23 protein-coding genes and 1 tRNA gene are annotated in these 21,145 nt (G+C 64.6%); 14 read left to right on the forward strand and 10 right to left on the reverse strand.

Annotated elements, in window-relative coordinates:
- Positions 1 to 31: 31 nt before the first annotated feature.
- The gene (locus OIE68_RS41810) at positions 32 to 277 is read right to left on the reverse strand and encodes a hypothetical protein (protein ID WP_040688111.1); all 246 of its coding nucleotides are present in this window, start codon (positions 275 to 277) and stop codon (positions 32 to 34) included.
- Positions 278 to 489: 212 nt separating this feature from the next.
- Between OIE68_RS41810 and OIE68_RS41815 the strand changes: the two genes are divergently transcribed.
- Positions 490 to 562: transfer RNA gene (locus OIE68_RS41815), tRNA-Asn, on the forward strand.
- Between the two features lie 527 nt (positions 563 to 1,089).
- Here the strand turns inward: OIE68_RS41815 and OIE68_RS41820 are convergent.
- Together OIE68_RS41820 and OIE68_RS41825 are read right to left on the reverse strand one after the other, a co-directional pair.
- Positions 1,090 to 1,650, reverse strand: coding sequence for a hypothetical protein (locus OIE68_RS41820; protein WP_327096396.1), 561 nt, complete (start codon positions 1,648 to 1,650; stop codon positions 1,090 to 1,092).
- A gap of 944 nt (positions 1,651 to 2,594) precedes the next feature.
- Positions 2,595 to 3,266: a TetR/AcrR family transcriptional regulator gene (locus OIE68_RS41825; protein ID WP_327096397.1), complete on the reverse strand. Its 672-nt coding sequence runs from the start codon at positions 3,264 to 3,266 to the stop codon at positions 2,595 to 2,597.
- A 58-nt stretch (positions 3,267 to 3,324) separates the two neighbouring features.
- Between OIE68_RS41825 and OIE68_RS41830 the strand changes: the two genes are divergently transcribed.
- Positions 3,325 to 4,128, forward strand: coding sequence for an SDR family oxidoreductase (locus OIE68_RS41830; RefSeq protein WP_327096398.1), 804 nt, complete (start codon positions 3,325 to 3,327; stop codon positions 4,126 to 4,128).
- 19 nt (positions 4,129 to 4,147) lie between these two features.
- Positions 4,148 to 4,567 (forward strand): ester cyclase, encoded by a 420-nt coding sequence (locus tag OIE68_RS41835; protein WP_327096399.1) that lies wholly within the window; start codon positions 4,148 to 4,150, stop codon positions 4,565 to 4,567.
- 1,324 nt (positions 4,568 to 5,891) lie between these two features.
- On the opposite strand, the gene OIE68_RS41840 is transcribed toward OIE68_RS41835, so the two are convergent.
- Positions 5,892 to 6,206, reverse strand: a complete 315-nt coding sequence (locus tag OIE68_RS41840; RefSeq protein ID WP_327096400.1) for a hypothetical protein — start codon at positions 6,204 to 6,206, stop codon at positions 5,892 to 5,894.
- Between the two features lie 222 nt (positions 6,207 to 6,428).
- Here OIE68_RS41840 and OIE68_RS41845 point away from each other — a divergent pair, with 222 nt between their 5' ends.
- Genes OIE68_RS41845 through OIE68_RS41855 form a run of 3 tightly spaced genes read left to right on the forward strand, consistent with a single transcriptional unit; the run spans position 6,429 to position 7,488 of the window.
- Entirely contained in the window at positions 6,429 to 6,758 is a 330-nt protein-coding gene (locus OIE68_RS41845; RefSeq protein WP_327096401.1) for a type VII secretion target, read from the forward strand.
- The gene (locus OIE68_RS41850; RefSeq protein WP_327096402.1) at positions 6,758 to 6,916 is read left to right on the forward strand and encodes a hypothetical protein; all 159 of its coding nucleotides are present in this window, start codon (positions 6,758 to 6,760) and stop codon (positions 6,914 to 6,916) included. Before OIE68_RS41845 ends, OIE68_RS41850 begins: the two co-directional genes overlap by 1 nt.
- A complete protein-coding gene (locus OIE68_RS41855; protein WP_327096403.1) occupies positions 6,904 to 7,488 on the forward strand; it encodes a hypothetical protein in 585 nt (194 codons plus the stop codon). Before OIE68_RS41850 ends, OIE68_RS41855 begins: the two co-directional genes overlap by 13 nt.
- 428 nt (positions 7,489 to 7,916) lie before the next feature.
- Here the strand turns inward: OIE68_RS41855 and OIE68_RS41860 are convergent, their stop codons facing one another.
- Positions 7,917 to 8,546 (reverse strand): helix-turn-helix domain-containing protein, encoded by a 630-nt coding sequence (locus OIE68_RS41860; RefSeq protein ID WP_327096404.1) that lies wholly within the window; start codon positions 8,544 to 8,546, stop codon positions 7,917 to 7,919.
- A gap of 104 nt (positions 8,547 to 8,650) precedes the next feature.
- On the opposite strand from OIE68_RS41860, the gene OIE68_RS41865 reads away from it, so the two are divergent.
- From OIE68_RS41865 to OIE68_RS41875, 3 genes are all read left to right on the forward strand, one after another.
- Entirely contained in the window at positions 8,651 to 8,842 is a 192-nt protein-coding gene (locus OIE68_RS41865) for a ferredoxin (RefSeq protein WP_327096405.1), read from the forward strand.
- Between the two features lie 171 nt (positions 8,843 to 9,013).
- A complete protein-coding gene (locus OIE68_RS41870; protein ID WP_327096406.1) occupies positions 9,014 to 10,210 on the forward strand; it encodes a cytochrome P450 in 1,197 nt (398 codons plus the stop codon).
- Between the two features lie 281 nt (positions 10,211 to 10,491).
- Entirely contained in the window at positions 10,492 to 11,334 is an 843-nt protein-coding gene (locus tag OIE68_RS41875; RefSeq protein ID WP_327096407.1) for an amidohydrolase family protein, read from the forward strand.
- Here OIE68_RS41875 and OIE68_RS41880 read toward each other — a convergent pair.
- The 5 genes from OIE68_RS41880 to OIE68_RS41900 all read right to left on the reverse strand — a co-directional run bounded on the left by OIE68_RS41880 (position 11,237) and on the right by OIE68_RS41900 (position 14,137).
- Positions 11,237 to 11,800: a response regulator transcription factor gene (locus tag OIE68_RS41880; protein ID WP_327096408.1), complete on the reverse strand. Its 564-nt coding sequence runs from the start codon at positions 11,798 to 11,800 to the stop codon at positions 11,237 to 11,239. The two genes, OIE68_RS41875 and OIE68_RS41880, sit on opposite strands and share 98 nt — an antisense overlap.
- Positions 11,743 to 12,240: a nitroreductase family deazaflavin-dependent oxidoreductase gene (locus OIE68_RS41885; protein WP_327096409.1), complete on the reverse strand. Its 498-nt coding sequence runs from the start codon at positions 12,238 to 12,240 to the stop codon at positions 11,743 to 11,745. The genes OIE68_RS41880 and OIE68_RS41885 overlap by 58 nt, the downstream gene beginning before the upstream one ends.
- Positions 12,241 to 12,345: 105 nt before the next feature.
- A complete protein-coding gene (locus OIE68_RS41890) occupies positions 12,346 to 12,675 on the reverse strand; it encodes a hypothetical protein (protein WP_327096410.1) in 330 nt (109 codons plus the stop codon).
- Positions 12,648 to 12,944 (reverse strand): hypothetical protein, encoded by a 297-nt coding sequence (locus OIE68_RS41895; protein WP_327096411.1) that lies wholly within the window; start codon positions 12,942 to 12,944, stop codon positions 12,648 to 12,650. The genes OIE68_RS41890 and OIE68_RS41895 overlap by 28 nt, the downstream gene beginning before the upstream one ends.
- Before the next feature lie 20 nt (positions 12,945 to 12,964).
- A complete protein-coding gene (locus tag OIE68_RS41900; protein ID WP_327096412.1) occupies positions 12,965 to 14,137 on the reverse strand; it encodes an aromatic ring-hydroxylating dioxygenase subunit alpha in 1,173 nt (390 codons plus the stop codon).
- 120 nt (positions 14,138 to 14,257) lie between these two features.
- Between OIE68_RS41900 and OIE68_RS41905 the strand changes: the two genes are divergently transcribed.
- From OIE68_RS41905 to OIE68_RS41925, 5 genes are all read left to right on the forward strand, one after another.
- Positions 14,258 to 14,881 carry a TetR/AcrR family transcriptional regulator gene (locus tag OIE68_RS41905; protein WP_327096413.1) on the forward strand — a complete coding sequence of 208 codons (624 nt, stop codon included), beginning with the start codon at positions 14,258 to 14,260 and terminating at the stop codon, positions 14,879 to 14,881.
- 263 nt (positions 14,882 to 15,144) lie between these two features.
- Positions 15,145 to 15,735 carry a nuclear transport factor 2 family protein gene (locus OIE68_RS41910; RefSeq protein WP_327096414.1) on the forward strand — a complete coding sequence of 197 codons (591 nt, stop codon included), beginning with the start codon at positions 15,145 to 15,147 and terminating at the stop codon, positions 15,733 to 15,735.
- A complete protein-coding gene (locus tag OIE68_RS41915) occupies positions 15,732 to 16,343 on the forward strand; it encodes a nuclear transport factor 2 family protein (RefSeq protein ID WP_327096415.1) in 612 nt (203 codons plus the stop codon). Before OIE68_RS41910 ends, OIE68_RS41915 begins: the two co-directional genes overlap by 4 nt.
- A 217-nt stretch (positions 16,344 to 16,560) precedes the next feature.
- Positions 16,561 to 17,577, forward strand: a complete 1,017-nt coding sequence (locus OIE68_RS41920; protein WP_327096416.1) for a dihydrodipicolinate reductase — start codon at positions 16,561 to 16,563, stop codon at positions 17,575 to 17,577.
- A 132-nt stretch (positions 17,578 to 17,709) separates the two neighbouring features.
- A complete protein-coding gene (locus OIE68_RS41925; RefSeq protein ID WP_327096417.1) occupies positions 17,710 to 21,018 on the forward strand; it encodes a protein kinase domain-containing protein in 3,309 nt (1,102 codons plus the stop codon).
- Positions 21,019 to 21,145 lie beyond the last annotated feature (127 nt).

Raw genomic sequence — 21,145 nt, forward strand, 5'->3', positions numbered from 1 at the left:
TCGACGCTTCCCCGGTTCGCCCCCGCCTAACTCAGCGGCGCAGCTGATCCTGCGGCACCAGAACCGTGGTCCGCTCATCCAGCGGCACCATCGGCTCCAACTTCGCCTGGGTGCTGAGCTTGTCCGACAGCTTCTGTCGCCCGAAGAGAACCAGCTTGCGAGTCACCGGGCTCCCGGTCACCGCGCGGGTCGCCGCACTGATCTGTTCATAGCGACCCCGCCCGGCCTTCGTCCCGAGCACGTATCCGGCCGCAATGCCGATGATCAACCGCAGCATCTCGTAGAGCTCCTCCCAAAGTGCCTGTGCGCGGCTACCATCCTGCCCGACGCCGGGTACGCCTGTCGATCCGGATCCACCCCCACCGCGCGTCATCCCCAGACACGCCGAAGCCCCCGCATGTCTCCAGGTAGAGACGCGATTTGGGAAGGCAAGCGCCGATAAGCTAAAGTTTCACCTCGGCCCGCCCAGTACGGACGAGCCAAGGATAGTCCCCTATAGCTCAATTGGCAGAGCAGCCGACTGTTAATCGGCAGGTTTCTGGTTCGAGTCCAGATGGGGGAGCATAAAAAAGCCCTCTACCAGCGCAAGCAGGTGGAGGGCTTTTCGGTTGTCCGGGGAAATCTCCCCAGATCGACTACTTTCCGACTACAAACGAGGGACTACTTTCCCTTCGTGAACTGGTCAAGGGCCTTTCTTGCGTCCGGTCCGACAGTTCGCCGTTCAAGAGCGCCTGCGGCGGCGCGTGCGCGCCGCCGCCGCGCAACCGGGCACCCTGGCTTCGCTGGCGGGAGCCCGGCGCGTCGGCGGCCCTCACGCGCTATCGGCAGTCACTCCGAGTTCTGATTGCTGAACGAATCACAGACCCCGGATTCGTCCCGGCACTCTGCCTGATCGACAGCCCCAGCCGCGGCGACCCGCATACGGTGCTGCCGCACGAGCTTCGCTCGCTTGTCTCGTAAGACCAGCCTGCCGGACCCACGCACTTGGCCACCGAGCTCCCTTTACCGGTCAGTTGGCTTCCGGGCGCCGGTGAGCAATGCTTGAATCCAGAGGTATTGACAATTGCTCTGTCAGCGCGCCGGGCACTTCTATGATCGGCACTCGAAGGTGAACCACTCGTCGGTCAAGCGTCCGTCACTCTGTGCGTTGCATCCGTCTTCGGCAGCAGCGCCACGGGGGCGGTGGACGAATCCGCCCGAACCCCCGGCGAAACCCGCTCCCTCGACGGCGAAGTAGGTGTTGGCGCCTGTCTTCCAGGTCTTGGTGACCTGATAGCTGCCGATGGTCCGTTCGTCTCGGGCAGCCGATCGGTAGTCGTCTCCGCTGTCGGAGTCGGCCCGGACTTCCGCGAGCGCGCGATCGAACGACGGCTGAGCAAAGTGCCAGCGCGCCTCCAGCGGACTGACGACGAATTGCGGTCCGATCACCGCCGCTACCAGGAGCGGAGCAGCAGTCACCCAGAGCCGCGAACCCGCCGGGCGCCAGAGGCTGACGATCACCAGAATCAGCCACGCGATGGCCAGCATGGCGAGCAGCGCAATGAGTCCGAGGAACAAGGAGCTTCCGCCGCCGTTCGGCTTGCTCCCGATCCAGGCGAGGCCGACGAGCACGCAGGCCGTAGGCGCGAGATGTATCCGGAGTGCCGTCATCGTGCCTTGTTCTGTGTGTGCCGATGTTTCGATATGAGGATGCCATGGGAGCTGCGCACAAAGGTGTCGAAAAGGTGCAGATACCGGCGGTGAGGTCGGTGGTATCGCGACCGGTCGCCGCGTGGCCCTGTACTGGGTTGGCCTGCATTGTGATCCCGCGCCCCTCACACCTCGAGGGCGCATTCGCGTCAGCTCCGCTGATGGCATTCGCCACCCTTGACCTGTGAGCCTCTGCGCGTGAAAGGCAGGCCATATCGGGCAGGCGGTGAGCCAGCCCCTTTGATGCGCAACCCAACCCAGAACAGGGCCAAGGGAAACGACTCACCTACTACTTTCCGACTACAAACGCCCGACGATTGGGGCGTATGACGGCATACGGCGGGGAATGATCCACCGCGAAACACACTGGTACCGGCGGGTTTACGGAGACATCAGCGGACAGTTATGGACCGCCGAGAGAACCGGCAGGTTTCTGGTTCGAGTCCAGATGGGGGAGTATAACTACCAGGTCAGGCACGGTCACCGTGCCTGACCTGTTTAGTCTGCGGGCTGCGACCAAAAATACGCCAAGAATTCCGGTCCAAACTCCTGGCGCGGGACCCTAGCAGGGCTTTTCGCTGATTTCGCCCACAAGATTCACTCTCCGTGCACGGCCTATCTCAGGCGGTTGACAACCTCCGTGCTGTGTTGGAACCGCCAGATTGTTGACAGCCCTCAGCCGGTTGAGCGCGCCCGCATATAGCGGCACATTACCTGCCACAGCCGCCCATGTGAGCTGGGCAGATGCGACCGCCGAAGTGGCTGGACTCCGCGAATTATCTGCGGTAGTCGGGCAACCGGTTGCATCGGATGAAGGAATCTTGCATCCGATGCGAGCTTCTCGAGTCGAGCACGCTCGCGAACGGGGCTTACCGCGACTCTCCGGCCCACTGGACCTCACGAGCCTAACTGTGGTCGGCGGGCAGTAGGACGGATCGCATCATCGTCAGCAGGAGGGTGCCGCCGGCCGCGAGTCGGGTGTCGGCGGTGTCGGGATCCTCGCTGATCGTCTCGATGGTGGTCTTCAGGCCGTCGAAGGCGCCGACCAGGACGGTGGCCAGCAGTTCCGGGTCGATTCCGCCGGCGACGCCGCCGAGGTTCTGGCCGTCCCGGATGAGGCCGGCGACGGTGTCGATCCAACGGCGGGTCAGTTCCGCGGCGAGGGCGCAGGTCGCGGGCACCTCGGCGAGGTTCTGGGTGAGGCGCGAGATGACCCAGGCGTCCGGGTCGTCGCGGTGTAGTTCCAGCATGGCGGGCAGCAGGGCCTCCAGGCGCCCGCTGCCGGGGGTGGCGGCCGCGAGGCGGGCTTGTACGCGGGCGAGCCATTCCGCGTGCTTCTCGGTGAGGACGGCGACGGCGAGGGCTTCCTTGTTCTCGAAGTGAAAGTAGACCGAGCCCTTGGTCATTCCGCTGGTCTCGACGACGTCGGCCATGCGGGCGCGGTCGTATCCGAGTTGCGCGAAGACGGTGGCGGCCGCATCGAGGATCCGCTCTCGGGACGCGGCGCCGTGCTCTGTCGGGCCTGACGGGCGTCCGACGCGTCGCCGGGCCGGCGTGCTGCGGTGGGGGCTTGCCATGGGCTCAGCATAGCGGTATTAATTAGACCGGCATGCAGGTTTAAATAAGGAGAGGGTGATGGCCGAATATTTCGAGCGACAGACAGTGCTGGTGACCGGGGCGTCGTCGGGGATCGGGCGGGCGTTCGCCGCCCGGATCGCCGCGGAGGGTGGTGACCTGATCCTGGTCGCGCGTCGGGAGGCGGTCCTCCGCGCGCAGGCCGCCGAGCTGCACGCGCAGTTCGGTACGAGCGTGGAGGTGGTGGCGGCGGACCTGAGTGTCCCCGGCGCCGCGCTGGGGGTGACCGATGTGCTCGCCGGGCGCGGGATTGTCGTCGACGCGCTCGTCAACAACGCCGGGCTCGGCATCCACGGTGATCTCGCCGGTGCCGAGCCGGCCGCCGTGTCGAGCCAGATCGCGGTGAACATCACCGCCTTGACCGAGCTGACCGCGATCCTGTTGCCCGGCATGATCGCTCGCGGTCATGGCACGGTCGTCAACGTGGCCAGCACGGCCGCGTTCCAGCCGGTGCCGCACATGGCGGTGTACGCGGCGACCAAGGCGTACGTCCTGTCGTTCAGTCGCGCGCTGTGGTCCGAGACCCGGGGTACGGGGGTCCGGGTCCTGGCCGTGAGCCCGGGTGCGACCGATACCGCGTTTTTCGACGTCGCCGGCGAGGCCGCTTCGGTCGGCAACCGGCGCTCGCCCGAACAGGTCGTCGCGGCCACCGTGCGCGCACTCCGGTCCGATCGGCCCGACATCGTCGACGGTGCGGCGAACGCCCTCTTGGCGCGCATCGCCGGCCGGATCCCCGCCAAGGTCGCCATCGGTCTCGCCGAGCGGTCCGTCCGGCCGGAACCCGCTGTAGCCCAGAAGAATTGATCTACCCGAAGGATTCGACATGTTCATTCAGCAGTTCGCCGCCGCGGCCGCGGCCGCAGTCGGCAAGCACAGCGTCGAGGACGTCGTGGCCCTGTGGCGTGAACCCGCCGCCTACGACTCACCCCTGACCGGTCCACAGCAGGGACTCGCGGCGCTGGCCGCCCGGGAGTCCGCGCTGTTCGCCGGGTTCAGCGACCTCACAGCCACCATCACGCCTCTGGGGCAGCTGGGTTCCGTCGGTGCCGCGTTCGTCCGCTTCGACGGCACCCACGACGGGCACTACGCGGGCCTGGCGCCGACCGGCAACACCATCGCGCTCGAGATGATTGCCGTCGTGACCTTCGACGACGACGGCTACGTGATCGGCGAGCGGGTCTTCCTGGACACCGCCACCGTCTCGGCGCAACTGACCGAAAGGGGCAGTGTCGCAACCGAATGACGTGCGGGTGCGGCGGAGCCGGGGTGGTACCCGATTCCCTGGCGGCCGCCTCCGTCGGATATCCGATGGCGATCGGGCGCGCGGGGTTCTACCGTCGTCGGCGTGCTCGATCGCGCTGCGGTATCGCCACCGACCATTGGACCGCAGCAGTGTCGCCCGCCACGCGGCGGATCCACACAAGCGAATGAATCAAATCACACGCTAGCTAACTGTCAGCAAACTCCACCATCTCCCAAAAGTCGGAGCCAGTCCTTCCCCGTCCTGATCTTGTTCGCTGTGACCCAGGCCGCTCATCGCGCGGCATTATGGATGACCGCGACAACCCCAAGGACACCTAGCAGCCAACCGGCGCGCCGGACATTGCAGCTGCAACTGTCCTTGAGAAGACAGCCGCCGATCGAATTCCTGTCGAATCTCAGGCGGCTTGGCTCGGCACACCCACCGGTGATCTTGTCAAGACTGTTCACCAGCGATACCTCGACCCAAACGGTCGAGTTTGATGCGGACATTCCTATCCCTGAGACCGATACGACGCATTCGTCTTCCAGATGACGCTTACTGAACGCTTGAAGCAGTCACCCAGTGAATAGATAAACCTGCCCCTGATCGGATATGACTGCCGACCAGGCAATCAGCGACGAACCCAGCCCTGTGCAACGTCTGCAAGGTTCCATCACGAAACATATTCTGTGTCTTGGGATTCCAGCTGCCAACCGGCCGAAAGTGCGTCGAAGAATGCATCATCGCCGGTCTTCCCGCCCTTCGGTTTCCCGATAAAGACCAATCGCTGACCGCCAGTTCGTTCGAACTCCGCCAACGCTTCCGACGCCATCGCGTTGCCCCATCCTGGCGGGCAACACAAGAACAGAACATGGTCCGATCGATCGCGAACATGGGCGGTGAACTCGCTCAGACCGCCGACTGCGTCTGTGTTCGAGCATCAAGGACGGCGCGTAGTGAACGGCGGCCGTGACCGAGGTAGCGCGCGGCTCGGCTACGCGCAGACAATCTTGCAGGCCGTATACGCCTACGCCGTCCCTTCCCCTGAGACCATCGGATGGGTAGCAAATTTCTGCCAGGACAGTCCGATAGTCGAACTCGGCGCGGGGCGTGGGTACTGGGCGGCCCAGCTGGCCCACGGTGGGTTGATTGTGGATGCATACGACTCGGATCCGCCGGACCAGGCAGAGAATGTCTCATTTCCCGGGGCATCGGGTCAGAAGGACATATGGCAACGAACGACTACCCGAACACCACGAAGCCCTCGTGATCTGGTCGATGATCATCCTGATGTCGCGGCGCCTGGCCCGCACCCGGCAATGAATCACCCACCGCACCAGCAATATTCGGCGATCGTGAACACCCAAGAAGGCTCCTGATCCAGCCAGCCACGCGCCACCAGGCGTTTCAGCTTCCCGCGCAACAACTCGACCTTCGACCGATCGACCCGATCGATACCCAGCTCGGCGGCGACCTGCCCGGCCCGCAACCCGCCACCGGACTCGGCGAGCACCGCCAGGATCTCGCCGCAATCCTCCGGCAGCGCCGACGCGTTCATCCCCGCTGCCCGCTGCGGCACCAGCACCAACCCGATCGGCGATCCGTCCGGAATCGGCTGCGGACGATAAACTCCTGGCAACCACCACAACAGTGGCCCAAGCGTTTTCGCAGGTCAGCCGACCCCGGTCGCTAAACGATCAGTTTGGCTCACAGGCACCAAGACGCGCACAGGGGGTGCCGCAGATCGCCCGCAGTCGGGACGGTTGCCACGCGCCGCTGCCCGAGATATCGGCGAAGTTGCGCTGAGCAGGCATTTTGTGTGAATGTGCTTCGGTGTAGAGCGGCCGGGAGGGGAGATCTGATGTCGGAGACTTTCAAAGTCGATCCCGCCGCAGTGGACACGTTCGCCGCGGCTTTGAAGACGCTGGCCGAGGCCAATGCGAATGTCGCGACCTATCTGGACAAGTGGCTGGTCTTGGACAACACCGTGTGGGGCGACGGCGGGCTCATCCGTATCGGGCTGAGCGCCGTTGCCGAGGCGCACAACAAGCTGAAGCCCAATTACGCCACCCTCGGCACCCTCTCCGAGGCTGCGGCGACCGAATTGACCAAGGTCGCGCAGGTTTACCGGACTACCGACCACGCGCGCGCCGACGAGTTGGACCGCACGTACCCCACAGGCAGCAACTGATGACCAAGACGCCGTCCGAGCACCTGGCGGAACCTTCGCTCGAGGACCCGCTCAACGACAGTTTCGAGTTCCTCATCACCTCGAACGCCATTTCGCCGATGACTGATGAGGACGACGAATACTTCCGGGACCGCCAGCAGCGCGGATGGCTGCAGTGACCCGGGCACAGGTGGTCTTCGACATTGAGATCAACCCGGATTGGACGCCGACTCTCGCGACGGCACCGACGGAGCTCGTTCTCACCGAGCCGATGCCGGGGTTGTGCAGCGAGCACGGTATCACCGCTAGTGAGACCCGTTCCTTCGCAGTCAATTCCAGTGGCCCACTATCGGAGCTGCCGACACCGCGAGCCATGTTGCGCTCCATGAAACCCGGGCGGCGGGACCCCGTCCTGGCGCGCGTCCGCTTCGACTGCCCGGCCTGCGAGTTCTGTCTCCACGAGGTCCGGCGCTTCCGTCGAATCGCGCTGCTGGCACTGCTGGCGATACCACTGACAATCGCGGTCGTCCTCATCGCACGGGCGCTCGAACTCGAACCGCTCTATCTACCTTTGGCTTTCGTGATCGTGCCCGGGTGCATGCCGATCGCGTTGCTGGTGGTGATGCTGTCCTGGAGTCGCTCCCGCTATTTCGCCGATGTCTGGATGAACGAAACAGCCGACCAGCTGATCGTTTCCGCGCACCCGGATTTCGTGGCCGCGGTCGAGCAAAATCGGGCCGGGAATCGCTGAACGCCCCACCGGAGCCCACCACAACAGGGGCCCAAGCCTTTTCGCAGCTCCGCCCACCGGACGATCAGTTTGTTCACAGGCACTCAGGTACCGGTCCGTGCGGATGCGGTCCAAGCTCACGGGTAGGTCACCGGCGCGGCGCTGAGGCGAGGTCTGGGTAACTGGGCACTGTCAGCGCGGTGAACTGAGTTGTGTTGATCCGGTTGTAAGGGTCGCTTCGTGCTGCTGCGCCAGTACCAACATGATGTGAGGCGGGAGTTGAGCCGAGGCGCATCTACCGAAGAACAGGCCGGCTCTGCACTCGTTCTTCGCCGAATGGCGAATACGAACGCTGCTGCTGCCGAGTGAGCAAGGTGCTCGACACGGTTTTCGAAGTTGGCGGGGCAGTGGCCTTCCAGCATCCGCGACGCCTCGGCGCCGCTTCGGAATCAGCCCGACCAGTTGGCGGCGCGGGCTCCCGTGCGAAGGGGTGCCGGTGGAGGCAGGGGGTTCGCGGTGGTGAGTGCCAGGCCTTCGAACAGGAGCGTGAGGTAACGCCGCCAGCCATCGGTGCCGGGGTCCATTGTCCATAGCGTGTTGGTCAGCATGGCCATGATCCTGGGGAGGTCGTCGGGCACGAGGTCGGCGCGGAGCGTGCCTTCGTCCTGGGCGCGCCGGGTGAGCAGGGCCAGCGAATCGAGGAACGGGGTGTAGGCCGCCGCATCCAGGATGCCGGCGTTGCGCGCGGCAGTCACGGTGTTGAACTCGCGTGCAACCAGGCTCATCGCGGCTTCCATCACGTTGCGGAGGCCGGCCAGCGGATCGTCTTCGGCGAGTGCACGTTCGGTGGCGGGAGCGAGTTCTTCGGTGATGCTCTGGTCGATGGCTGCCCGTACCAGGTCCGACTTGCTGGGGAAATGGTTGTAGAGCGTCCGGATCCGCACGTCGGCGCGGCGGGCGATCTCCTCGAGCGGCGCATCCGGGCCGAGCTCGGCGAAGACCGCGCGCGCCATCCGCACGATGCGCTCGGCGTTGCGTGCCGCGTCGGCGCGTACTCGGGGCGCGGTGTCGTTGTCCATCGCGCCATCGTAGCAACATGCAGTCAGATGTAAGTTGTGTTACCTTTTTGGCGACCGGGAGAATTTGCATTCGACTGTAAAATATTGTGAGAGGCGGAGATTCGATGAAGGTGAGCGTCGAGGCCGACAAGTGCGTCGCGGCTGGTCAGTGCGTGTTGCCGGCGCCGGAAGTTTTCGACCAGCGCGAGGAGGATGGCGTGGTCATCCTGCTGGACGAGACGCCCGCGGCGGAGCGGCACGACACTGTCCCGCGAAGCGGCCATGCTGTGTCCGGCCGCGGTCATCCATCTGTCTGAGTTATGAACCGGGTCATGCCGCCATCTCCTTGCAGATCGCAGCGGCGACCGGTTGACCGGCGTCTCGGCGTCGACCAGTCCCGAAGATCTTGCGCGCCAGGCGCGCTCATCTGCATCGGTGCCGTGTGGGGTGCCGCGCGCACCGCCGCTCAACACTCCAAAAGGATTTTTATGACCAGCCCTGAACTCCCGGTCTTCCCTGCCGACCGGGACGCCCGCTGCCCGTTCGATCCCGCTCCCGAGTACCAGGAATGGCGCGAGGGGAGCGGTCTGCGCAAAGTGAACTGGCAAGGCCGGGTGATGTGGGCGGTGAGCCGCCACGAGGATGTCAGGGTCGTGACGACCGACCCGCGGATCAGTGCGCGAGTCGCACCGCAGCCCGGCATTGCGGAACTCAACGGCGGCAAACTGCCCAAGATTTTTCCTCGGATGGATGACCCGGAGCATGCCGTGCTGCGGCGGATGCTGACCAAGGACTTCACCGTCAAGCGGGTCAACGCGCTGCGCCCGGAGATCGAGAAGATGGCCAACGAGTTCATCGACACGATGGTCGCGGGTGGCGGCCCGGCCGATCTGGTCCCCGCCTACGCGCTGCCCATCCCGTCCTTGGTGATCTGCCTACTGCTCGGCGTGCCCTACGCCGACCGCGAGTTCTTCCAAGGAACCACCGCCGTGACGATGCGCCGTAATGCCACCGTCGAAGAGAAGCAGGAGTCGCTCGGGAAAATCCTCGGCTACCTGTCCGAACTCGTGGCGCGCAAGGAAACCGAGCCGGATGACGCCTTGATCGGCCGACTGGTTCGGGAGTACCTCCCGACGGGGGAACTCGCCCGCGAGACCATCGCGATGAACAGCATGATCCTGCTCAGCGCCGGCCACGAGACGACCTCCAACATGATCGCTCTCGGCACCCTCGCGCTGCTGCAGAACCCGGATACCTTGGCTCGGGTCCGTGACACCGACGATCCCAAGGTGGTCTCGGGCGCGGTCGAGGAACTGTTGCGGTATCTCACGATCGCGCACAGCCTCGTAGTGCGGGTGGCCAAGGAGGACATCGAGATCGGCGGCACTCTGGTCCACGCCGGCGAAGGGCTGATCCTCAACTTGCCCGCCGCCAACCGCGACCCGGCCTTCCTCGAGGACGCCGACACCCTCGACATCGATCGCAGCACCCGCGGGCATATGGCCTTCGGTTACGGCGTCCACCAATGCCTCGGCCAGACCCTCGCCCGCGCCGAACTGGAGATCGCACTGCCCACCCTGCTGCGCCGCTTGCCGAACCTGCGCCTCGCCGTGCCCCTGGAGGAAATCCGGTTCAAGGGCGATATGAACGTCTACGGCGTCCATGAGCTCCCGGTCGAGTGGTGACGGAAAAGCCATGACGACGCTGGGATTCGACGGCTGCTGTGCCTGCTGGTCGCGATCGCGGCGATCCTCGGCAATATCTGCGGTTACTGGGTCGGCGCGAAATTGGGTCCGGACCGCGGAAGCGATGGCCTGAAACCTCACAGCAAATCTCCACCGACTAACTTGCAGTCAACTGCATTTTAGCTAGGCTGAAGGAGTCGTCATCGATTACCGGCGCCAGTCGCGCGCAGATACGAGTGAGGCACCGGTCTCGCAACGCACACTTCAACCAAGGAGAGCCCATGATCGTCGTTGATGCCCAGGTCCATCCGTTCGCGGCCAACACACCCGAGCGGCCATGGGCGCGCGAAATGCCGGAGGCGGTGCACCTGCCCGAGGTCACCGGCGATCAGATGGTCGCGGCGATGAAAGAAGTCGGCGTCGACCGCGCGATTGCCGTCTCGCCGGTGCGTGTCTACGACTTCGACGCCGGCTACGCCGAAGAGGTCTACCGCGACCACCCGGACCGATTCCGGCTGGTCACCCCGGTCCACGCGCTGGCTCCGAACGCCGTGTCGCGCATCGAGCAGTGGGCGGAAACCCCTGGCGCCGTTGGCATCCGACTGCTGTTCGAGTTGATGCAGATGTCGCCTGACGACCCTGCCGTCGCCGCCGCCGTCCACGCGGCGATCGATGCCGATCTCACCATCAACATCTCGTGCTGGGGCCGGCTCGGGATCATGGACGCGATGGCGAAGAAGTTCCCCGAGGCCCGTTTCGCCCTCGACCACCTCGGCATGGCCCAGAGCGTCGAGCCGCCCGCGCCCAAGGATCCGTTCGCCGAAATCGAGACGGTCCTCGCCTTGGCGGAGTACCCCAACGTCAATATCAAGGTGACCGGCGTATGCACCGTGTCGCATGAGCCGTACCCCTACAAGGACCTTTGGGAGCCCGTCGGCCGGGTGATCAGCGCCTTCGGCGTCGACCGGTGTATGTGGGGCACCGACTGGACCCGCGCCACCATGTTCCTCACCTACGAGCACGGCCTCAGCGCGTTCCGCGACCAGTGGCCCATGTCCGAGGCCGACAAGGAGAAGTTCCTCGGTGGCACCGCGCTGCGGGTCTACAACTGGGACCGGTACTGATCTCGGCGTAGCGCGCCGCCGGTGGGTCTGCGCGACAAGCCATGACCGTCTCGATGCTGCGGCACCGAGGCGGGCATGCGATGTTCGCGTCGCGCGCCACCAGAGCGGCTTGGACGCGGTTGGTGACTTCCAATACCGTCAGGATGCGGCTGATGTGGGCCTTGACAGTGCTCTCCCGCATGCTGAGGTGGGTGGCGATATCGGCGTTGGTCTCGCCTTCTGCGAGTAGCTTCAGTACATCCCGTTCACGAGGTGTGAGCCGTTCGAATCGAGCTTGTGCCGCAAGGGTTTTGCCCTGGTCGCTCGCGTGGTAGCGATCGATGAGACGGCGCCCGGCGGCGGGGCGGAGCATGGCAGAGCCCGCGGCCGGTTTGGCTTGCGTGTTTCGCTCGCTGTCGTGCCGGACGATCAGTCGCCGGTGGTGCTGGGCCGCAGGATGACGACCGGAATTTCGCGTTCGGTCCATGCTTGGTAGGTGTCGAAGTCGGCGTAAGCGTCGACCAGCAGTGGCCAGAGGCGCGCGCGTTGGTGTGAGTCTGCCGTGCTGGCGTGCACCGCGTACCGGTTGCGGCCGATCTGGATGTGGGCGTCGGGGTCGGCGCGCAGATTCTGGTACCACTGCGGATGTTTGGGCAGCCCGCCCTGCGATGCGACGATGACCGTATCGTCGCCATCGGTGATATAGAGCAGGGGCGTGGTGTAGATGGTCCCGGTTTTGCGCCCACGATGTTCGAGCAGCAGCGTCGGCACGGGTTTGCGGAACCCGGCACCGACCCGCCACTTTCCGCCGATGCGTCCGCCGGTGTGTTTGTAGACCCAAACTTGGGTTTTGCCAAGGTATTTGAAGATCTTGGGCAGCACGGGCGAGTCGAGTTGTTTCGGGCGTGGTGGCGGTGTGGCTGTCATCGTGCTCAGTCCCTTCTGGTGTACTACATCGCTGACAGTTGACCATACATTTTCATTTGCGTGTATGGTCAACCGCTGGGCGCCGGGAGGGAATTGCCTGACTGGTCACTGTGACGGGCGGGCGTCGACTGGTACGGGTGCTGGTCCCGGCAGCGGCGGCAGCTCTTGCGCTGCTTTTGCGGTCTCCGCTCCATGTCGGTAGGGAACGATCAGAGCGGCGACGATGGCGAGGACGCAGATGCCGCCGGAGACGGCGAATGATGTGGTGTAGCCACCCATGGTCGGCAGTGGAGTACCGGTCATCGTGTTGGCCGCGAGGACCGCGGTGGCGACGGCTGTGCCGATCGACCCGCCGACCGAACGAAGCGTCTGGTTGACACTGTTGGCCGCGCTGGTCTGCTCCGGCGTTACCCCGCTGTTGAGCAACGTCGGCATCGCCCCCATGGCCAGGCCGAGGCCGAGTCCGAGCAGGCCGGTGGCGACGTAGAAGTGCCAGTGCTGGGTGTGCAGAACAGCAGGAAGACGAACGTGGCGGTGGCCACGACGGTGCCGAGCACCATGGGCGACTTGGGGCCCATGCGCCGGATCATCAGCGAAACCGCGACAGCCGCGATCAGCGTGCCCGCGGTCAGCGGGAGCAGGGTCAATCCGGCACCGAATGCGTCGGAATCGAAGCCGTAGCCGAACCGGCTCGGCGTCTGCACGAACTGGATGAACCGGCCGTTCAGTCCAGGGCGACGCCCAGTTCGGCGGCGAAGGTCTTGATCATGTGCTGGACGCCGATCTCGTTGCGGCCGATGAGCATGTGGTCGTGTTGGCCGTGGCGTACGCCTTCACCGCACTGGGGCAGCATGGCGAAATCCTCGTCGCGTACCGCGGCGTGGACCTGGGAGTAGATCTCGTCGTAGACCGTGCGTTGCTCGTCGCTGGTGGCAGGGATCTTGGCCATCCAACTGTGGCGCACGGCGCATCGGGTCGGAGCACCGGCGGGCAGCATGTCGAGGATCTCGACACCGACCGGGCTGTTGGCCAGGATCAGGTTGGGATAGATCCAGTAGATGACGCCCATGTTCATCAGAGGATCCCAGGTGCCACCCGGGTCGGTGTCGAGGTTGCTGATCCAGTTGAACGGAAAGCCCATGCGATGGTGGCGGCCGAAGGTGTCGTGCGTGGAGGTGTTGGCCACGGTGTTCTGTCCGATCACGCTCTCGCCGTGGACGAACGGGAAGTGGTAGCTCTCGGCGAACGCCTCTAGCGCTCCCTTCCAGCTGACCTCGGACACGAATTCTCGGTCGTCGTGGTAGCCGTAGGTCGCGTAATCCAGTTGCGCCAGTTCAGGTCCCATCGCGCCGAGGTGGGCGTCGATATCGATCGAGCCTTCCGCTGAGAGGACTGCCCACACGAAACCGTGACGTTCTTGACTGGGCAACTCCACCAGCCCATAGCCGCCGCGGTCCATTCCCGTGAACCCCTCCTTACCCGGCACTCCGGCCAGTTCCCCGGTGTTCTTGTAAGTCCACGCGTGATAGGGGCAGGTGAAGCGGGTGGCGTTACCCGACCCGCACGCCGGTTGCGCACCACGGTGGCGGCAGTAGTTCAACAACACATGCGCTGTGCCCGCGCGGTCGCGGGTAACCAGCAACGAATCGCCCAGCACAGTGCGCACCACATAGTCGTTCGGCTGCGGAATCTGTGCTGTCGGCACGATCGCCAGCGGCGTGCGGCGCAAGATCTGGGTCTCTTCTACCTCGGTGATCTTCGGATCGCGGTAGTAGTGCAGCGGCACACGCAGCGTGGATTCGGCCATGTCGGTGGTCCGGTCGAGGACCAGGCGCAGTGCACGTCGTGTCAGATCCTCGGTCAGGCCGGCGGATTCGGAAGCAGTAGGGCTCGTCATTATCAAGACCATACACATCATCCAATATGTATGGTCAAGGTTCGATGAAGTCGCTCCACCACGACCACCCAGCGCTCGATAACGTTGCCGAGGACAACCGTCCGCTCAAAAGGAGAGTCGATGCGCACACACGGATGGTCGGGGACCGCCCCGGCCGATGACACCGAGGCCATCGAGCGCATCCTTACTGCCGCCCGCACTGCCATACAACGCTCCGGCGGGGAGTTCACCATGGCCGAGATCGCTCGCGACCTCGGCGTCACCCGCCAGACTGTCTACCGGTACTTCGCCAATGCCGAAACCCTTCTCGCCGCCACCGCCCTGGCCGAGTCGGGACGGTTCCTCGACATTCTCGCCGCCCACCTCGACCAGATCCCCGATCCGGCCGACGCCGTGGTCGAAGGCATCGCCTACACCCTCGAATGCCTCCCCGACGACCGCTACCTCGGCCTGTTGCTCACCCCTGCCCGCTCCGGCACCTTCTCCGCAGGCGTCACCTCCGACACCGCGCTCGCCTTCGGTCGTTCCATCCTCGAACGCTTTGCTGTCGACTGGGACCAGGCGGGCATCGACAGCGTCCGTCTCGATGAGCTCGTCGAACACATGCTTCGCATCGTCCAGTCCTTCGTCCTCGACCCCGGACGACCTCCCCGCCGCGGTGCCGAACTCCGCGCGTACCTGACCACTTGGGTCGCGCCTGCAGTGCGCAACCTCCAACCGGAGCGTCAACAAGAACGGCCGTGACCAAGACTCCTACCGTCTCGACCTGACCATCAGAATTTCGCCAGAGCCCTCGGGGTCGAATCCTCCGACGTGACCGTGGGCCGATGCTATCGGCCGCGCACTGTCCTGCTGTCAATTCCATCCCGCACGTGTGTCGTGCACCGTCTTTCTCCAGTCGCACCAGCGGATTCGAGAAGCACTGCACACAGCCGAATTCGCTCACCGACGGTAGGCGCCTGCGGTCTTCCGCAGCGGAACCGATGGCGGCGGCGTGGAGTCCCAGGTTGTTCGGCCGCAGTCAGCTTGACGCCTTTTCGCCGCCAGCACTAAGATTCTATCAACTATTAGATAACTACTATCGAATAGTCGATAGATCTGCTGGCCTGGCGGCCGGGATTCATGCTGGTGCCGCAGGACGCGATAGCCCGACGATCAATTCAGGAAGGCGAGTGGGAACAGCGGTGGATCCGCAAACATTGCAGGCGATCAATGCGATCGAGTCACTCAAGGCGCGCTATTACCGCAGTCTCGATACCAAGGACTGGTCCACATTCGGCTCCGTCCTCGCCGGGGACATCGACGTGGATACGACGGCGGTAGGTGGTGACCGTGTCCGGGGAGCGTCGAACCACGTGGCCGCGCTGCAAACCGATTACGGCAACACGGTGACGGTCCATCACGGACATATGCCCGAAATCGAGATCACCGCTGCGGACACGGCGACCGGAACGTGGGCAGTGCAGGTGCAGCTGGTCAGGCCGGACGGCAGGCGCTTGCTGTCGTCCGGACACGATCACGACAGCTACGCCATTCGCGATGGCCGGTGGGTGATCACGGGCATGAAATCGACTCGCCTGCAGGCGGACCGGCCATGACCTATACGCAACGAACCTTCATGGTCGGGTCCGGCGCGACAACCTTCGGTCCGGCTCACGTGGAGCTGGGACGTGGATTCGCGGATCCCGGTGACGCGTCGGCGAAAGCTCGCGTGGAACCCGCCTCCGCAGTCGCCGCGGTCCACGCGATCAAACAGCTCAAGGCGCGCTATTTCCGGGCGATAGATGCCAAAGACTGGGATCTGCTCAAACAGCAGGTAACGGCCGACGTCGTAATCGATACGACAGCCTCCGCCGGAATCCGGACGACAGGTGCGGACGCCTTCATCGCTTATCTCCAGGCCACCATCGGTCCCGCCCAGACCGTCCATCAGGGGCACATGCCCGAAATCGAGGTGCGGACACCGACCACCGCGACCGGTGTGTGGGCGATGGAGGATCTGCTGATCTGGCCCGACAATATCCGAGGCAGTGGATCGGGACACTGCCACGAAACCTACTTACTCGCCGGTGATCGCTGGCTTATCAGCAGCTCCACACTCACTCGGCTCTGGCTCGACCCCGCCGCGGCGCAGAGACTGTTTCAGAACCGGCCACGTCGGTCGTGGATCGGCCGGTGGCCGGCACTCTTGCGCCGGCGTCGATGACTCAGCGCAAATACCTGCCGCATCGGCAGGAGACGCTGGTAGACGATGGCCACGAAATCGACTCGCCTGCAACTGGATCAGTCTTGACGGTGCCGGATCAGGTATGTGAAGGCCGGGCCGATCGGAACGTCGGCCGCACGCCCCCTTGTCCAGCCACGGAGACGGGACGAATCCCTTGCCGCACACCACAATCGAGCGAACCGCGCGACGATACCGGGTGGTCCAGTGGGCCACCGGGAATGTCGGCCGACCCGCTCTGCGCGCCCTCATCGAACACCCGACCCTCACACTTGTCGGGGTCCATACCCACACCCAGGACAAGGTCGGCACCGATGCGGGCCGGCTCTGCCAACTGCCGACAGACACCGGGATCACCGCCACCGGCGATATCGCCGAAATCATCGAGTTGGGTGCCGATTGCGTGGTCTACACACCGCGCGTCTTCGACATCGACACCGTCTGCCGACTACTGGCCACCGGCACGAATATCGTGACCACCCACGGCATGTTCCATCATCCGGCCAGCATGGATGAAGCCCTGTACGCACGCGTGGAGGCGGCATGCTGGTCCGGCGGAGCCTCGATCCACAGCACCGGCCACAGTCCCGGCTTCATCACCGAAACCATGCCCATCGCACTCGGCTCGATCCAACGACGTCTGGACCGCATGACGATCGACGAATACACCGACCTCACCCACTCCGAAACCCCATGGACCCTGCTCGGTATGGGCTTCGGCATAAGCCAAGCGGCCTTCGAGCCGCACCGGCTGATCCAGGCGCGCCGAGCAATCGGCCCGTCCCTGCGCCTGGCCGCCGACGCTTTCGGTCCGCCACTCGACGCGATCGACGTCCGCGGCGAACTCGCCACCGCGAACCGAGACGTTCAGGTCGGCGCCGCCGTATTCCGTAAGGGAACCGTTGTCGCACAACGGATCACCGTCTCCGGCACACGCCGCGGCCAACCGCTGCTGCAGTTCCGCTCGACCCGCTACTGCAGCACCGACACCGACTCCGACTGGTCACTACGCCCGACCGGATGGCATATCTCGGTCGAGGGCGACACACCCCTCGAGCTCGACCTGCGGCCCGGGGACGCGTCGATCCAGGCGCATGCGGCATCACCGACCTACGCGGCCAACCGCGCCGTCAACACCATCCCCTACCTATGTGCCGCACCACCGGGCATCCGCACCGCCATAGATCTGCCACCCATTGCCGCGGCACTGTGGTGAGCGCGCCCCGAGGAACGTAATCCGTGCGGACGTGCGGACCATTCACCTTTGCTGGCGATACGCTGGGTATGTCGAAAGGGAGCGCATGGCGCCGGGTGTTCGCGTACCTGCCGAGTGGATTACACACCGCTGATGACAGCCGATGATCCACTTCGGACCCGCCGCGACGCGGTCACATCCGTCGCGGATGATTTGAGCGCGTCCGGATTCGAGGACGCCGAAGAGGTCGGGCGTGGCGGTTTCGGTGAGGTCTATCGCTGCAGGCAGGTGGCGCTGGACCGCACAGTGGCGGTGAAGGTGCTGACCGCCGAGCTCGACGAGGACAACCAGGAGCGGTTCTTTCGCGAGCAGCGGGCGATGGGGCGGCTGACCGGACATCCGAATATCGTCACCGTGCTCCAAGTGGGTGTCACCAAAGGCGGGCGTCCCTATCTGGTGATGCCGTATCACCCTTTGGATTCGCTGGATGCGTGGATCCGTCGGCAGGGACCGTTGCCGGTGCAGACGGTGTTGTGGATCGGGGTGAAGGTCGCGGGTGCGCTCGAGAGCGCGCATCGGCTCGGCATCGTGCATCGCGACGTGAAGCCGGGCAATATTCTGCTCACCGATTACGGCGAGCCGGCGTTGACCGATTTCGGTATTGCCCGCATTGCCGACGGATTCCGAACGGCCACGGGCGTCGTGACCGCGTCCCCGGCATTCACCGCGCCCGAGGTTCTCGGTGGCGACGCCCCGACGTCGGCTGCGGATATCTACGGGCTCGGTTCGACCCTGTTTTGCGCGCTCACCGGGCATGCCGCCTTCGAACGCCGCAGCGGTGAACAAGTAGTTGCCCAGTTCCTGCGGATCACCAGCCAGCCGGTGCCGGACCTGCGCGAGAGCGGCATACCCGACGACTTGTCGGCAGTGGTGGAATCGGCGATGCAACGGGATCCGCAGCAGCGGCCGTCGGCGACTGGAATAGGTGAGGCCCTCCGGCAGGTACAGCTGCGCCACAGATACCCGGTCGGCGAGATGGCGCTGCATGTGAAACCAGCCCCAGAGCCGCTGGACTACACCTCGGCGATGCGGGAATGGGGTCCGCCGCCGACGGCTGGAGAACGCGGCAGCGTCGGCGAGCTGCCGCTGGAACTCACCAGTTTCGTCGACCGCCGCACCGAGACGGCCGAGGTGAAGAATCTGCTGTCCACCTGCCGACTCGTGACGCTGGCCGGGATCGGTGGCGTCGGCAAAACCCGGCTGGCGCTGCGAGCGGCGACGAGCGTTCGACGCGATTTCGCCGATGGGGTCCGGGTTGTCGAACTGGCTGACGTGCGCGACCCGTCGATGCTGATCGACGTCGTGGCGGCCGCCTTGGGCCTGCGGGACGATTCGGCCCGGTCGACGCATGACGTGCTGGTCCAGTTCCTGCAATCCCGGGAAACGCTGCTCGTTCTGGACAACTGCGAGCAGGCATTGGCGGCTTCCGCGGAGCTGGTCGAGACGTTGCTGATGGCTTGTCCGGGTCTGCGGATTCTCGTCACCAGCCGCGAACCGCTCGACATCGCCGGGGAAGCGGTACTGCGGGTGTTGCCGCTGACCGTGCCGGACCCCGACGGTGAACCGTCGCTGCGCGGACTGCCCAAATACGATGCCATGACATTGTTCGCCGACCGCGCCGCCGCAGTGGTGCCGGGCTTCGAACTCACCGAGGACAACAAGGCCGCCGTGGCCGGTATCTGTTCGCGGCTGGACGGATTGCCGCTGGCGGTCGAACTCGCGGCGGCACGGATGCGCGCGATGTCGCCGCACCAGATCCTGCAGCGGCTCATTGATCGGTACGCGCTGCTCACCCGCGGTAGTCGCACCGCACCAACCCGGCAACAGACGCTACGAGAGTGCATCGACTGGAGCTACCAGCTGTGCACACCGGTCGAGCAGCGGGTGTGGGCTCGGCTGACGGTATTCGCCGGTGGCTTCGAGCTCGACGCCGCCGAATGCGTGTGTGGTGCCGAGTTGGCGCCGGAGAGTCTGCTGGACGCACTGTCCTCCCTGGTGGACAAGTCGATCGTGATCCGGGAGGAACCCGAAGGCGTCGTGCGCTTCCGAATGCTCGAGACGATGCGCGACTACGGTCGGGAGAAGTTGCAGGAGATCGACGAACACGAGGATCTGCGTCGACGACACCGTGATTGGTATCAGCGGTTGGCGCTGGATGCCGAGGCGGGGTGGATCAGCGACCGGCAGCTGAGCTGGCTCGCTCGCCTGGACCGCGAACAACCGAATATGCGAGAAGCGCTCGAATTCTGTGTGTCCGACGCTACCCCGGAGTCGGCGCATGCCGGGTTGCGTATCGCCGCAGCGTTATTCGTCTTCTGGAGCTTCCGAGGACGGTTCGGTGAAGGCCGACGCTGGCTCGACCGCCTCCTGGCCCACCCGGCCGCGCACTCGATACCGGATCGCGTCAAAGCACTGCATACGAGCACGTACATGGCTGCGGTACAGGGAAACCTGCAATACGCGGCCACCCTCGTCGAGCAGGCGCGCACCCTCGCCGAACAGGACCCCGCACCCACCACCAAAGCGCTGGCCACGGCCGCCGAGGGAACGCTGGCACTGTTTCGAGGTGAACTCGGTCAGGCGATATCCGTACTCGAACCCACCCTCGCGGTATTCGAAGCCAACGCGCGAGGACCTGTATATATCTCCACGTTGACCAACCTCGGATGGGCACACGCACTCCAGGGAGACACCGGACGGGCGATCCGGTATCACGAGCAGGTACTTGCCATCACCCAAGCGTGCGGCGAATCGCTGTTTCGATCGACCACACTGTGGGGCATCGCCATCATCGTATGGCAGCAGAGCGAAAAGTCCCGCGCACAAGAGTTACTACTGGAATCACTACGAGCCAACCGGCGCGTCCGCAGCCCTGTCATCGCGGCAATGGCCATCGAGGGACTGGCCTGGACCGGTGCCGATGACAATGGTGAACGTGCGGCCATCCTGATGGGCGCCGCCGAACACCTGCTGCGCTCCGCCTCGGGTGTCACAACTTTTTTCACGGAGCTCTCCCACTATCACGACGAATGCGAGCGCCTCGTGCGTCGCGCACTCGGCGACCGAGGATTCGAGGCCGCCTTCCAGCGCGGACAAGCCATGGGGATGAACGCCGCAGTGGCCTACGCCCTGGGGGAACCGCCGGGTACCACCCCACGCGATTCCGGCACGTCATTGACCAAGCGCGAACTGGAGGTCGCGCACCTCGTCGCGCAAGGACTCACCAACAAACAGATCGCCGCGAAACTCGTGCTCTCCCAACGCACCGCACAGCACCATGTCGAACACATCCTGAGCAAACTCGGCTTTACCTCCCGCACTCAGATCGCCGCCTGGGTCATCGACGAGTCCCGGCAAGAGGGGGACCGGGGATCCAACGGTGGTTTCGACCCGATGCGCTGAACGAGGTTCGAAAGTTCCGATACGTCATATCTCGGTAAACGGAAATTTCCGGTGACCGAAGTGCTTAAACCGGAGTTGCATGCTATATATTCAGTAACCGGCGCATTGATAGCCTCTGCATTTGCCC

This window comes from Nocardia vinacea (genome assembly GCF_035920345.1).
Taxonomy (GTDB): domain Bacteria; phylum Actinomycetota; class Actinomycetes; order Mycobacteriales; family Mycobacteriaceae; genus Nocardia; species Nocardia vinacea_A.

Coding starts and splice junctions, on each gene's coding strand:
- OIE68_RS41855 (WP_327096403.1), top strand. CDS start 6,904: ATGGCTGCAGTGACCCGGGCACAGGTGGTCTTCGACATTGAGATCAAC.
- OIE68_RS41820 (WP_327096396.1), bottom strand. CDS start 1,650: ATGACGGCACTCCGGATACATCTCGCGCCTACGGCCTGCGTGCTCGTC.
- OIE68_RS41885 (WP_327096409.1), bottom strand. CDS start 12,240: ATGACAGCCACACCGCCACCACGCCCGAAACAACTCGACTCGCCCGTG.
- OIE68_RS41850 (WP_327096402.1), top strand. CDS start 6,758: ATGACCAAGACGCCGTCCGAGCACCTGGCGGAACCTTCGCTCGAGGAC.
- OIE68_RS41900 (WP_327096412.1), bottom strand. CDS start 14,137: ATGACGAGCCCTACTGCTTCCGAATCCGCCGGCCTGACCGAGGATCTG.
- OIE68_RS41845 (WP_327096401.1), top strand. CDS start 6,429: ATGTCGGAGACTTTCAAAGTCGATCCCGCCGCAGTGGACACGTTCGCC.
- OIE68_RS41810 (WP_040688111.1), bottom strand. CDS start 277: ATGCTGCGGTTGATCATCGGCATTGCGGCCGGATACGTGCTCGGGACG.
- OIE68_RS41860 (WP_327096404.1), bottom strand. CDS start 8,546: ATGGACAACGACACCGCGCCCCGAGTACGCGCCGACGCGGCACGCAAC.
- OIE68_RS41875 (WP_327096407.1), top strand. CDS start 10,492: ATGATCGTCGTTGATGCCCAGGTCCATCCGTTCGCGGCCAACACACCC.
- OIE68_RS41835 (WP_327096399.1), top strand. CDS start 4,148: ATGTTCATTCAGCAGTTCGCCGCCGCGGCCGCGGCCGCAGTCGGCAAG.
- OIE68_RS41880 (WP_327096408.1), bottom strand. CDS start 11,800: ATGGACCGAACGCGAAATTCCGGTCGTCATCCTGCGGCCCAGCACCAC.
- OIE68_RS41865 (WP_327096405.1), top strand. CDS start 8,651: ATGAAGGTGAGCGTCGAGGCCGACAAGTGCGTCGCGGCTGGTCAGTGC.
- OIE68_RS41825 (WP_327096397.1), bottom strand. CDS start 3,266: ATGGCAAGCCCCCACCGCAGCACGCCGGCCCGGCGACGCGTCGGACGC.
- OIE68_RS41925 (WP_327096417.1), top strand. CDS start 17,710: ATGACAGCCGATGATCCACTTCGGACCCGCCGCGACGCGGTCACATCC.
- OIE68_RS41830 (WP_327096398.1), top strand. CDS start 3,325: ATGGCCGAATATTTCGAGCGACAGACAGTGCTGGTGACCGGGGCGTCG.
- OIE68_RS41890 (WP_327096410.1), bottom strand. CDS start 12,675: ATGCCGACGTTGCTCAACAGCGGGGTAACGCCGGAGCAGACCAGCGCG.
- OIE68_RS41870 (WP_327096406.1), top strand. CDS start 9,014: ATGACCAGCCCTGAACTCCCGGTCTTCCCTGCCGACCGGGACGCCCGC.
- OIE68_RS41905 (WP_327096413.1), top strand. CDS start 14,258: ATGCGCACACACGGATGGTCGGGGACCGCCCCGGCCGATGACACCGAG.
- OIE68_RS41915 (WP_327096415.1), top strand. CDS start 15,732: ATGACCTATACGCAACGAACCTTCATGGTCGGGTCCGGCGCGACAACC.